General features: G+C 52.6%; 10 protein-coding genes and 2 tRNA genes. 5 read left to right on the plus strand and 7 right to left on the minus strand.

The annotated features are described in order from the left end of the window. Positions 1-7: 7 nt before the first annotated feature. From ACXJJY_RS03245 to ACXJJY_RS03260, 4 genes are all read right to left on the minus strand, one after another. Positions 8-1483 carry a GGDEF domain-containing protein gene (locus ACXJJY_RS03245; protein ID WP_456385277.1) on the minus strand — a complete coding sequence of 492 codons (1476 nt, stop codon included), beginning with the start codon at positions 1481-1483 and terminating at the stop codon, positions 8-10. A 157-nt stretch (positions 1484-1640) separates the two neighbouring features. Then, positions 1641-2054 (minus strand): secondary thiamine-phosphate synthase enzyme YjbQ, encoded by a 414-nt coding sequence (locus ACXJJY_RS03250; protein ID WP_456385278.1) that lies wholly within the window; start codon positions 2052-2054, stop codon positions 1641-1643. A gap of 16 nt (positions 2055-2070) precedes the next feature. After that, positions 2071-3240, minus strand: a complete 1170-nt coding sequence (locus tag ACXJJY_RS03255; RefSeq protein ID WP_456385279.1) for an MBL fold metallo-hydrolase — start codon at positions 3238-3240, stop codon at positions 2071-2073. 516 nt (positions 3241-3756) lie between these two features. Further along, positions 3757-3844 (minus strand) — tRNA-Leu (locus ACXJJY_RS03260). Positions 3845-4107: 263 nt separating this feature from the next. On the opposite strand from ACXJJY_RS03260, the gene ACXJJY_RS03265 reads away from it, so the two are divergent. Next, positions 4108-5094: a potassium channel family protein gene (locus ACXJJY_RS03265; RefSeq protein WP_456385280.1), complete on the plus strand. Its 987-nt coding sequence runs from the start codon at positions 4108-4110 to the stop codon at positions 5092-5094. Here ACXJJY_RS03265 and ACXJJY_RS03270 read toward each other — a convergent pair. Genes ACXJJY_RS03270 through ACXJJY_RS03280 form a run of 3 tightly spaced genes read right to left on the minus strand, consistent with a single transcriptional unit; the run spans position 5069 to position 8189 of the window. Beyond that, positions 5069-6253: a pyridoxine 5'-phosphate synthase gene (locus ACXJJY_RS03270; protein ID WP_456385281.1), complete on the minus strand. Its 1185-nt coding sequence runs from the start codon at positions 6251-6253 to the stop codon at positions 5069-5071. The genes ACXJJY_RS03265 and ACXJJY_RS03270 overlap by 26 nt on opposite strands. Before the next feature lie 6 nt (positions 6254-6259). Beyond that, positions 6260-7303 carry a PhoH family protein gene (locus tag ACXJJY_RS03275; RefSeq protein ID WP_456385282.1) on the minus strand — a complete coding sequence of 348 codons (1044 nt, stop codon included), beginning with the start codon at positions 7301-7303 and terminating at the stop codon, positions 6260-6262. Between the two features lies 1 nt (position 7304). Next, complete coding sequence (locus ACXJJY_RS03280) at positions 7305-8189, minus strand: thioredoxin domain-containing protein (RefSeq protein ID WP_456385283.1); 885 nt, start codon at positions 8187-8189, stop codon at positions 7305-7307. A gap of 347 nt (positions 8190-8536) precedes the next feature. Here ACXJJY_RS03280 and ACXJJY_RS03285 point away from each other — a divergent pair. From ACXJJY_RS03285 to clpX, 4 genes are all read left to right on the plus strand, one after another. After that, positions 8537-8622 (plus strand) — tRNA-Leu (locus ACXJJY_RS03285). A 129-nt stretch (positions 8623-8751) separates the two neighbouring features. Beyond that, entirely contained in the window at positions 8752-10092 is a 1341-nt protein-coding gene (gene tig, locus ACXJJY_RS03290) for a trigger factor (RefSeq protein WP_456385284.1), read from the plus strand. 87 nt (positions 10093-10179) lie between these two features. Further along, on the plus strand, positions 10180-10779 hold the full coding sequence (gene clpP / locus ACXJJY_RS03295) for an ATP-dependent Clp endopeptidase proteolytic subunit ClpP (RefSeq protein ID WP_456385285.1): 600 nt from the start codon (positions 10180-10182) through the stop codon (positions 10777-10779). Positions 10780-10781: 2 nt separating this feature from the next. Then, complete coding sequence (gene clpX, locus ACXJJY_RS03300) at positions 10782-12053, plus strand: ATP-dependent Clp protease ATP-binding subunit ClpX (protein ID WP_456385286.1); 1272 nt, start codon at positions 10782-10784, stop codon at positions 12051-12053. The last annotated feature ends 30 nt before the right edge of the window (positions 12054-12083 follow it).

Below are 12083 nucleotides of genomic sequence, written 5' to 3' on the forward strand. Positions count from 1 at the left end.
CACCGGGTCAGTAATCCGGCCCTTCCCACATGGAGGATTCGAAGCGCACGATACGGTTGCGCCCGGTTTCCTTGGCCCGGTAAAGAGCTACGTCGGCAAATTTAACCGCCTCCCAGAACGCCGAAGTGTCATCGGGAAAAATGCTTATGCCGACGCTGATCGTTTTTTTCAGGACAATGCCGCCAAAACGAAACTGGTTTTCTTCAACTTTTGTCCGGATCTTTTCTGCAACTTTAACGCCATCATCGGGGCAGCAGTCCACCAGGAGGATGAGAAATTCCTCACCTCCGTAACGGATGACCAGGTCTGAGCTGCGGACGCAGTTCTGGAGGATATGGGCTATACCTGTCAGTACCGTGTCGCCGGCTTCGTGACCATGCTCGTCATTGACCTTTTTAAAATAATCCATGTCGCACATAAGGATGGCCATGTGGGAGTCCCGCCTGCGGATTCTGGCAATGAGCGGGTTGATGTTTCCTTCAAGAAATCTACGGTTATAAAGGCCGGTCATGGTGTCGCGGATAGCCATCTGATGCAGGTTTTCGGCCAGTTGTTTGGCGTGTAGTACCGGAAGTGCTTCGCGCAGGTACTGCTGGGCCCGTTGCAGGCTGCGTTTGAGATAGATTTCCCGTTCCGGGCTGTTGACAAAGGGAAAAAGAAACTGCACCACGCCAAGGATCTGGCCTCCCACCATCATCGGCACGCAGGTGTGAGTCATGATATCGGCCAGAGGAAAGACAGGGCAAATACCTGGGTAACCACTGGACATCACCACCTCTCCGGTGCGTTTGGCCCGGCAGGTATTGGCGGCTGTCATCTGACAGGTGTCGTTTTCCAGCTCCAGGGGCCAGCTGTAGACCGGCATAATGGCCTCGCCATTTTCACGTATTTCCCAGATAATGAAAGTGGAAAGTCCCAGTCGGTCGCGGAAGACGTAGGCCAGGCGCTTGTATACCTCATCGGCGGTCTCATCGGCCTCAATGGTTCGCCTGAAGAGAGATACATTACGGATATCGGCAATCAGGCCGTTGACGGTTTGGGCGACAGTGCCGATCTCGTCGTGGGATATGATCGGAATTTCGGATACAGGAGAACACTCGCTGTTATCACCGGTGGATTTGCGCAGGGCATTCAGCCGGGCCGTCATGTCATGCAGGAGGCTGACCAGAGCCTGAACACAGAGAAAGCTGGTGATAGTCAGCATGATCATCACCCCGGTCACCAGAAGGGCGCCGGTGAGCAGGTAGCTGTCAAAGGCATTGACGATCTGACTGATTTCTGGAGATTCGACCTGCTGGGCGATCACTACGAGCTGTTTTTTCAGGTTATTGACAAAGTAGTAGTTGTACAGACCGACGAGCAGAAACCCGAGCAGAAAACTGCTGAGTATCAGGATGAACTTGCCATAGACTGACAGGTCAAAAAAAGGCTGCCAGAGACGTCGCCAGAGCGAAAGCTTACTTTCTTTGTCAGGAATGCTCATTAAGTCATGCAAGGTGTAATGGTTGTCGGCCAGCGGGTTTCATTCAGATCAATTCCTATTATAGAGAGTGGAACAGATAATACAAGGGGGGATGATTTTATTTTAAAAATAACGGATTAACTATTGGGTAGAGCGAAAAAGAGAATAGGAGGGGGTACTATGCTGTGGGATCTGCCAGGGTGGTGCAGACGATCCGACGGATGCGGCGTGGGCCGTCGAATTCGCAGAAAAATATATTCTGCCATTTGGAAAGACCAAGCTTTCCTTCAATGACAGGGATAGTTTCCGAGGGACCGACAAGTCCGGCTTTGAGATGGGCGTCACCGTTGCCATCCTGGCGGTCATGCTCCCACACACCACGGGGGATAAGGTTACCCAGAAGAGTCACCACGTCGTTTTGTACCGATTGGTCCCAGTTTTCCTGGATCATGATGGCACCGGTGGCACCCTGGGCGTAGACGCTGACCAGGCCGTCATGGATACCGGAAGCACGGATCGCCGCTTCAACCAGAGAGGTGATGTCCACCAGAGTTTCACGACGATCCGTGCTGATTTCGATGAGTTGCCGCATGGGACTACTGGTATTCTCAGGCTTGTTTTTCTTTTTCCGCCTGGGCCTTGGCATAAGCGGAAGCAGCACATTCGTTTTTCCCGAGGTCCAGTTCCTCGGCCCGTTCTTCGTCCACCTGCTCAAGGTTTGCATTGACCATCCGGATGGTTTTGTACTCGTCCGGCTGGGGCCGCATGTTTTCCTTGATGAAGGCGATAAAGTCGTCTTCGTTGTCAATGCTGTAGATGGAGTCATTTCGTTTGATTACATCGCCGAGCGGCATGGCAAACTGAAGATCGTCGTTGGCCTCGTCCCAGCTGATGTAATGGCCGGGCAGAACAACCAGGCCGTGATCGAGTTCTTTGATGAGGTTCATGGATTTGAAAAGCATCTTTGCCCAGGGTTCCGCCTGTCCACCAAGATCGGGACGCCCCATGGATTCGATGAACACCATGTCTCCGGAGACCAGGAATCTGTCGTCGATGATAAACGAGGTGGACCCCGGGGTGTGACCGGGAGTGAAAAGAACCCTGACTTCAGGGCCGCCACTGGAAAAGGTGTGCACCTCTCCATCCTGCAGGCTGATATAGTTATTCTTTGAATCCTTGAAATCAGCGTCGTTGGCCAGGAACTCGGCTCCGGACTGCCCGGCTATCATCCGGCTGCCGGCGATATAGTCGGCCTGCAGATGGGTTTCAAAGGTCTTGATGACCGTGCAGTCATTTTCCTTTGCGAACTGGAGGTAGAAATCCACGTTTCGGGACGGGTCGAAAAACATGATTTCCCGGCCGGAAATCAGACCGTAACTGCACGAGGCCTTGCCGGGACGGATAAACTGGTAGAGGGAGTAGGAGTTGTTTTTCTCCACCAGCTTTGGCACCAGCAGATTACCCCAGGTTTTAATTCCCCCTGCCAGGTACCCCACATCCCTGAATCCATGCTTTTCGAGAATTTCAGCCACATATTTTGCCGATCCTTCCTTGGCGCAGACAATCCTTATCGGCTTGTCTGTCGGAATCTTGGCTACGCTTTCATCTTCAATCTCCATAAAATCGTAGTAAGAGACGTTGATCATGTCGAAAGGATAGGGGCTTTCTACCTGAAAACGGGTGAAATCCTTGTCGTTGCGCACATCAAGAACGGTTATCTCTTTCCTGTCGACAAGCCATTCAAAAAGCTGGCTGGCACTATAACTTGAAATTGTCATACTGTATCCTCCGAAATTTGTCGGCAACCGGTTGTCTGTGAGACGTTTTGTCAGTAAGAATGGTTCATTTTGACTTCCACCGACACCCCGCATCGGAGCTTGAAAAGGATATCACCGCTTTGTCCTGGAAAAACATGTCTCTGGTAGAGGTTGTGAGAGCCTGTTTTTTCACGGTCATTGTTAGAATTGCGATGTTATCTGCCGGCTCATCCATTTTTTGAATTTTGATGGTAACTCATATGGTATTTTGTAGAAGTTGATAAAAGGATATGGAAAATCCATATCCATGTCCAGAAAAAAGGTGGAAATCAAAAACAACAGGGAGGAAAAGAGCAAACAGGTCCATGCAGTGGGCAAAAAGAGAGAAAACAGGCGGGGACGGATCTTTGTACCATCTATCCTGACACAGGGGGAATATCAGTCTGGAACAATGGAACAGTATGGAATAAAAAAACCCGCAAACCATTGCTGATTGCGGGTTTATCGGAGCTTAACGGAAGCTCCTGAACCATGTCCTGGTGCCCGGAGCGAGAATCGAACTCGCACAGTGACTAGCACCGAGAGATTTTAAGTCTCTTGCGTCTACCAGTTCCGCCATCCGGGCGCGTCATCTGAAATCCATTTCCGGTACGGGTGGATTCTCTGGTTTCACAATGCGGGATGATAATGGTCGTCCTCGTCCGGCAGTTGAGAAACGGGCGTACTTTACACGCGCGGCCCTGGTTTGTCAATTGAGCAGACGGCAAAGGTCTTATGTTTCAGGATGTTACTGGTACCCGCAGGGTAAGATATGCTATACTTACGGGTGATGGGGCAAGGGTTTATGTGGTGAACGGATGATAATTTTAAAGGTAACCGTTCGATTTTATGCAGAAAATTATTAACATTGTTTTCATGTTGGTGCTGCTCATGCTTGGCGGTGCCTTTGGTTATATGCTGTTTGAGCATACAGGTTTCTGGGAGGGGATGTATCTGACGGTGATAACTATTACCACTGTCGGCTATGGAGATATTGTGCCTGTATATCCCGCCGGAAAGGTGTTTACCGTGTTTCTGGTTTTTGCCGGGGTCGGTCTTGTTTTCTATGTCTTTGGCAAGATAACCGAGAATATGGTAGAGGGCGGTTTTCGTTCAATCATGGAGAAGAGGAAGATGAACAAAAAGATTGCCCGGTTGCGGGATCATTACATTGTCTGCGGTTTTGGCCGTATCGGTCAGGTGATCTGCGGGATTCTCAAGGAAAACAACCGGCCTTTTCTGGTGATTGAGCGGGATGAGGAGGTCATTAAGGAAATTGAAAAGGAGGGGTACATTGAGCTTCACGGCGAAGCCTCGGACGATGATGTCCTGCTTAAGGCAGGAATCCAGCGGGCCAGAGGGCTTATTGCCGTGGTTTCCTCGGACGCGGATAATCTCTACATTACCCTGACCGCGCGCGGTCTCAATCCTGATCTGTTTATCCTGGCTCGCTCCAGCGGTGCCCACGGCGCTGAAACCAAGCTGATGCGGGCCGGGGCTTCCAAAGTGATCTCTCCCTATTACATCGGCGCCAGGCGGATGGCCCAGCTTATCGTCCGCCCCACGGTTATCGATTTTATCGATCTGACCATGCATGCCGGTGAACTGGGCCTGCGGATGGAGGAACTTTTGGTGACAGAGAAGGCCTCCTTTAAAGGAAAAAACCTGATGGAATCGGGCATTCGCCAGAAATATGACGTGATTGTGGTCGCTATCAAGCGGGCCGGCGAGAAAATGCTGTTCAATCCCGGCCCGGATACGGTTCTGTTACCCGGAGATATTCTGGTGGTTCTGGGCCAGTACGAGCAGATCAGCGCTTTGGAAAAGGAGGTCTGATTCGCTCAAGCATTTCCCGGACGGCCTGATCAAGGCCGACAAACACAGACCTTGTTATGATCGCATGGCCAATGGAGAGTTCCTCGATGGTGTCCAGGGCGGCGATTCTCGGGGTTGTCAGATAATTCAATCCATGGCCGGCATTGACCCGCAGCCCGGAAGCAAAAGCAAGCTCCGCGGATTCTTCTATGAGGCGGAATTCCCGGTCTCTCTCTGACTCTGTGGTCGCATCGCAGTAGCGTCCCGTGTGCAGTTCGACAAAAGTGGCTCCCACGTCAATGGCCGCTTCGATCTGGACCGCGTCCGGGTCGATAAACAGGGAGACCGGGATCCCGGCTTTCTCCATTTTGGCTATACATTTGCGAATTTTCTTTTCATTGCCGATTACGTCCAGGCCGCCTTCGGTGGTCAGCTCGCGGCGTTTTTCCGGGACCAGGGTTATCATGTCTGGTTTGATATCCAGGGCAATGCCGATGATTTCCCTGGAGGCGGCCATCTCCAGGTTGAGCTTTGTCTTCACCGTCTGCCGAAGGAGCCGGACATCGCGGTCCTGAATGTGGCGGCGGTCTTCTCGCAGGTGCACCACAATGCCCGAGGCGCCGGCCAACTCACAGATGCCGGCGGCCAGCACCGGGTCAGGTTCGTTGATTCCGCGCGCCTGACGCACGGTGGCTACATGGTCTACATTGATGGCAAGATGAGGCATGGTATCACTCCTTGACTCGTACAGTTGATGGATCAGTTGCAGTTCCCGGTCCCACATGGCTTCTGCCTCGGACTCAGAGCGTTCATGGTCCCAGCCCAGCAGATGCAGAAGACCATGGACGATCAGCCGCGTCAGACGCTGGTGCAGGGTGGTACCTGTCTCTGTTGCCTCCCGGGAGGCAGTATCCACAGAGATGATGATGTCTCCAAGTTCATCCGTCGGGGTCAGGTCGGGTGGCAGCTCTTCTCCTCCGGCGGCAAAGGAAAGCACGTTGGTGGGACCTGTGCGGTGGCGATAGCGGGTATTGTAACCGGCCATGGTTTCGTCATCGACAAGGATAATGCTCAGGTTCTTTTTTTCACAACCGAGTTCTTGCAGCAGCCAGCGGGTCCGTCCGGATAGAAGAGCTGTGCTGACCGGCGCCTGGTGATAGCACTGTATATGGACTGGCATGGGATATTATTCGGCCTGGAGACTGGTGGATTTTTTCTTTTCTTTCTTCTTGCCTGACCGGGCCGCAATCCGGATTTCCTGGTCCTCGTAGGCCTGGATGATTTCCTGAACCAGCGGGTGCCGGACCACGTCGGACTTGGCAAAACTGCTGAAGTGTATGCCGCGGATACCTTCCAGGATATTCTGGGCCTCTATCAGGCCTGACCGGGCCGAGCCGGGCAGGTCGATCTGGGTGATGTCTCCGGTAACCACGGCCTTGGAATCAAAGCCGATTCTGGTGAGAAACATTTTCATCTGTTCCCGGGTGGTGTTCTGGGCCTCGTCCAGGATGATAAATGCATTATTAAGTGTCCTGCCGCGCATGAAGGCCAGTGGCGCGATTTCGATAATCCCGCGCTCCACCAGTTCCTGGGCCTTTTCCTGGCCGAGCATGTCGTTTAAGGCGTCGTAGAGTGGCCGCAGGTAGGGGTCCACCTTCTGGGCCATGTCGCCGGGCAGAAATCCCAGCTTCTCGCCCGCCTCCACCGCCGGCCGGGTAAGGATGATGGATCGGACCTGTTCGCTGGCCAGGGCTGACACCGCCATGGCCACGGCAAGATAGGTTTTTCCGGTTCCGGCCGGACCAATGCCAAAGACTATGTCATTGTGACGAATGGCTTCGATGTAACGTTTCTGGTTGACGCTTTTTGGTGAAACCACTCGGTTTCGCGAGGTGATGTACACCTTGTCGAGAAAGATCTCTTCAAGCTGGGTCCTGGGTGAGGATTCCAGGATTTTGACCCCGAAGGCGATATCCTGGGTAAAGATGGGATAGCCTTTGCGGATCAGTTCGTAGAGCTGCTCCAGGACCGAGGCGGCCAGCCCGACCGCATGGCTGCGGCCTTTGACCTGGAGAAGGTTGCCACGGACGTGGATGGAAACCCCGGTGGCCTGTTCCACGGTTTGCAGGTTCCGGTTGAGGTCGCCAAACAGGACCTGGGCCGCGGCGTTGTCGCTGAAGTCCAGGTCCCGGGTTGTCTGATTGTTTTTTTGTGTGACTGTAATCTTCAAATCAGTTCTGTCTTGTTTCTTTTTCTTCTTTTCTCGCAAGTTCCCTGTCGATCATTTTCTGGATGGCCAACACACTGCGGCTGTTTGATCTGATCAGGTGGCCATTGATGAACATGGTCGGTGTTCCGGATACACTGGCCTGCTGTGCGTCCCGCATGTCCTTTAAGACCCGGGCCCTGGTTTCTGCAGAATTCATGTCCTTTTCGAATTTTTTCATGTTCAGGCCCAGTTCTTCAGCCATCTGCATGATGCTGTCATTGTCCAGGTTTTCGGCTGCGAACAGTTTGTCATGCATCTGCCAGAATTTGCCCTGGTTCTGAGCGGCTACTGCGGCCCGGGCAGCGGGTTCGGCATATTCATGGATGCGGATCAGGGGCAGATGTTTGAAGGCGATTTTCAGGGTCTCAGGGTTGTTTTCAAGCAACTGCTCGAGTACCGGCTGCACCTTGGCACAGTATGGGCACTCGAAGTCAGAAAAAAGGACCAGGGTGACTGGAGCATTTTTCGGCCCCAGGAAAGGTGCCCCGCTGATGTCGATGTTTTGGGTGAAACTGACGTCAATGGCCGTGAAAGATTTTCCGTCCCTGCTGATTGTGTACAGCATTTCTCCCCTGGGGGCTATGTCGATATCGCTGATATTCTTGTCCACGGGGATGGCACCCAGTTTTTTTCCCTGTGCAGTGTAGACATGGACTTTGTGATCGTTCCCCAGGACAAAAACTTTTTTGCCGTCCAGGGTGTGGACTAAATCGAGCGGAGTGGTATCAAGTTTCCAGTTGGTCCTGATTGACCAGTCCACTTCGCCCGCAGTTCCTGATCTCTGCTGCAGGGCATGGGCCTGGACGGGCAACACCAGAAGGGCGCAAAGTGTCAAAGCTTTTTTCATGTCGAGTCCTTTGTATTTCTTTGTATTTATTTGGGAGAAAATCGAAGTTTTCAGTAAAAATTTAACTATAAGACAGAAAATACTGCTTGGCCAGCAGGAAAAAAAGGAGCTCGGTCCCTGCCGGTAATCGTTGACGGGTCGGGGAGCATCCGGGAGAGGACAATGACCTGTGGTTCAGCATGACACACACGTCCTCCCAGAGATTCGTCCATGGCCCGGTCGTTGGGACCGGTTCCTGGAGATGAATTTCTAACTTATAGATTTAGCAGGAAATACATATTTTTATGTCTCCCTCTCTCTTGACGATCATCTCTTAATTGGTTAATAGTCAATGTTTGACATTTAACGCGAGAGTGGCGGAACTGGTAGACGCACTGGACTTAGGATCCAGCGCACCGAGTGCGTGGGGGTTCAACTCCCCCCTCTCGCACCAGATAAATGTAACCGGTGTCAGGTGTGCCATGCACCCGGCGTAACTCATATTGAGCCCGAAGGAAACCCGCTTGAATCAAGCTGAAATCTGACTGCCGATGGCAGGTAACATGAAAAAGGAATTTGGTCCATGGACGTTGTCGTAGAAACCGTATCTGATCTGACCCGCAAGCTCACTATTACTCTTCCGCAAGAGGAGGTTCAGAAAGAACTGGACAAGGCGTATCGCAAGCTGAACAGGGAAGTCACGCTCAAGGGGTTCAGGCGGGGCAAGATTCCCCGGGCCGTGCTTGAGAAAAATTTCAAGGACCAGGTGCAGGCCGATGTGGGCGAGCAGCTTGTCCAGGCCACCTATTTTGATGCCGTCGAGCAGGAAAAGATCGATCCCGTTGTTCACCCCGATATAGTCAAGCATGATTTTCCCGAAGATGGAACCTTTACGTATGTGGCCATGGTGGATGTACGTCCCGAATTCGAAATGAAGGAGTACAAGGGTATTGAGGTGGAAAAACCGGCCACCGAGGTCTCGGACGAGGAGGTTGAAGCCGAGCTTGAGGAGCTGCGCCGCGAGCATGCTGTGCTGCGCTCCGCCGACGAGAACTATGCCATAGCCAGGGATGATATCGCCATTGTTGATTTCCAGGGTTTCCATGAAGGCAAGCCTATGAAGGAAGTCCATAACGAAGATTATTCTGTTGATGTCGGCTCCGGCCGCCTTGGTGAGGATTTCGAGGAAAAACTCATCGGGATGAAAAAGGGCGAGAAGACCCTCTATGAGGTGGATTTTCCGCCTGAGTATCCCAACCCGGTACTTGCCGGTAAAACAGTGGAGTTCAAGGTTGATGTCAAGGATGTCAAGCAGCGTATCAAGCCTGAACTGGACGACGAGTTCGCCAAGGATGTCAGTGGTGAGTACGAGACCCTGGAAGACCTGAAGAAGGGAATCCGCGAAGAGCTGCAGAAGAAGAAGGAAGAAGCGCTGGAAGGCGACCTGGATGACCGGATCATGCACAAGCTCATCGAGCTCAATGAGTTTGACGTTCCCGAGAAGTTGGTCCTTTACGAGATCGAGGAGATGATCAAACAGACCGAGGAAAATCTCAAGCGGGCCGGTCTGACCCTGGAATCCGCCGGTATCACCCGTGAGGAACTGGTGGAGAAAAATCGCGAGGTGGCGGTTAAGCGGGTTAAGGGTGATTTTCTGCTCAAGAAGATCGCTGAACTCGAAGATATCAAGCTGGCCGATGAGGATATCGAACGCGGCTACCAGCGCATCGCTGACCAGTACAACATGAGCGTGCCGGAAGTGAAACAGTTTTTCAAACGGCGGGAAGAGATTCTGCCGTTTTTGAATGAGCTTCTCAACGAAAAGATTCTGCAGTTTCTGCGCGATAATGCCACCTTTATCGAGCCCAGCGAAGATGCTGCGGCCGAAGAAGGCGGAGAGCCGGAATCGGGTGATGATGCCTGATGCGATATTGTCTGTTGTTCCGGCACCAGATCAAAATCAATAAAATATCAGTCAGGCCGGCGGTCTGATTTCGAGGAGTATGAGCCAATGAACCTGGTTCCAATGGTGGTTGAACAGAGCCCGCGCGGTGAGCGGGCTTATGATATCTATTCGCGCCTGCTCAAAGAACGCATTATTTTTCTGGGCACGACGGTAAGCGACGATGTGGCCAGTCTGGTCATAGCCCAGCTGCTCTTTCTGGAGGCCGATGATCCTGACAAGGATATTACCTTTTACATCAACTCGCCTGGTGGCTCGGTGACTGCCGGGCTGGCCATCTATGACACCATGCAGTATATTCGCTGTGATGTTGCCACGCTGTGCATGGGGCAGGCTGCGTCCATGGGCGCGCTGCTTCTTGCTGCCGGTGCAGAGGGAAAACGGTATGCCCTGCCCAATTCCCGGATCATGATCCATCAGCCCATGGGTGGATTCCAGGGGCAGGCAACAGATATCGATATTCATGCCCGGGAAATTCTTCGCATGCGTAAGGACCTCAATGCCATCCTGGCCAGGCATACTGGCCGGACAGTGAAAAAGATCCAGAACGACACCGAGCGGGACAACTTCATGAGCGCTGAAGAGGCCCGGAAGTACGGGATCATTGACAAGGTGCTGGTCCGTCGTGAACAGACGGAGGAGGACTGAATATGAGTGACGAGTTTGTTGACGGGCATGGAATAGCATGCTCCTGCTCGTTCTGCGGGAAAAGCCAGGATGAGGTAGGCAAGCTCATTGCTGGTCCCAATGTCTATATCTGCGATGAGTGCATAGAACTCTGCAACGAAATAGTCCGTGACGCCACCGAAGATGAGGGTCAGGGTGGCAAAGGGGCTGTGCGGGTTCTCAAGCCAAAGGAGATCAAGGCCTATCTCGATGAGTACGTGATCGGCCAGGAGTTCGCCAAACGGGTTCTGTCGGTGGCGGTCCACAACCATTACAAGCGTATTGAGTCCCAGGCGGGTCTGCAGGATGGTGATGTCGAACTTCAGAAATCAAACATCATTCTTATCGGTCCCACGGGCAGCGGTAAGACCCTCATGGCTCAGACCCTGGCCAGAATCCTTAATGTCCCCTTTACTATAGCAGACGCAACCACCCTTACCGAAGCCGGCTATGTGGGTGATGATGTGGAAAATATCCTGGTCAACCTGCTTCAGGCGGCAGACTATGATATTGACCTGGCCGAACGGGGTATTATCTATATAGACGAGATAGACAAGATTGCCCGTAAATCGGACTCCCCTTCTCTCACCCGGGACGTCTCAGGTGAAGGCGTACAGCAGGCCCTGCTCAAGATTATTGAGGGTACTGTTGCCTCTGTTCCGCCCAAGGGGGGACGGAAGCACCCCCAGCAGGAACTGGTGCGGATAGATACTTCCAATATTCTGTTTATCTGTGGCGGCGCTTTTGTCGGCCTTGATTCCGTGATCAAGAAACGGACCGGGACCAAGGCTATAGGCTTTGGTGCCAAGGTGGTCAGCGAAAGCAAAAAAACCATTGGCGAGGTGCTCGCCGGGATACAGCCCGAAGACTTGCTTAAATTTGGTTTGATTCCCGAGCTGGTCGGCCGGCTGCCGGTCATCGCAACCATGGAGGAACTTGAGCAAGAGGATCTGATCCGGATACTCAAGGAGCCTCGGAATGCGCTGACCAAGCAGTATCAGAAGCTTTTCGCCTTTGAAAACGTCAAGCTCCGGTTCACTGAAGGTGCGCTTAAGGCCATTGCCAGAAAGGCGTTGGACCGCAAATCCGGTGCCCGGGGCCTGCGATCGGTCATGGAAGAGGCCATGCTTGAGGTCATGTATGAGCTTCCATCCGAGGAAGGAGTTGCCGAGTGTGTGGTCAATGAACAGGTCATCACCAGTGGTGAATATCCTGTTGTTTTATACGACTCTCAGACAACCAAAAAGAGTGCGTGATACTCTCTGGTTCAAGTTAACGGTGTGCTG

The organism is Desulfolithobacter sp. (genome assembly GCF_054025815.1).

Excerpts from the sequence above, each read along its gene's own strand:
- ACXJJY_RS03245 (WP_456385277.1), bottom strand. The coding sequence starts at position 1,483 with ATGAGCATTCCTGACAAAGAAAGTAAGCTTTCGCTCTGGCGACGTCTC.
- ACXJJY_RS03250 (WP_456385278.1), bottom strand. The coding sequence starts at position 2,054 with ATGCGGCAACTCATCGAAATCAGCACGGATCGTCGTGAAACTCTGGTG.
- ACXJJY_RS03255 (WP_456385279.1), bottom strand. The coding sequence starts at position 3,240 with ATGACAATTTCAAGTTATAGTGCCAGCCAGCTTTTTGAATGGCTTGTC.
- ACXJJY_RS03265 (WP_456385280.1), top strand. The coding sequence starts at position 4,108 with ATGCAGAAAATTATTAACATTGTTTTCATGTTGGTGCTGCTCATGCTT.
- ACXJJY_RS03270 (WP_456385281.1), bottom strand. The coding sequence starts at position 6,253 with ATGCCAGTCCATATACAGTGCTATCACCAGGCGCCGGTCAGCACAGCT.
- ACXJJY_RS03280 (WP_456385283.1), bottom strand. The coding sequence starts at position 8,189 with ATGAAAAAAGCTTTGACACTTTGCGCCCTTCTGGTGTTGCCCGTCCAG.
- tig (WP_456385284.1), top strand. The coding sequence starts at position 8,752 with ATGGACGTTGTCGTAGAAACCGTATCTGATCTGACCCGCAAGCTCACT.
- clpP (WP_456385285.1), top strand. The coding sequence starts at position 10,180 with ATGAACCTGGTTCCAATGGTGGTTGAACAGAGCCCGCGCGGTGAGCGG.
- clpX (WP_456385286.1), top strand. The coding sequence starts at position 10,782 with ATGAGTGACGAGTTTGTTGACGGGCATGGAATAGCATGCTCCTGCTCG.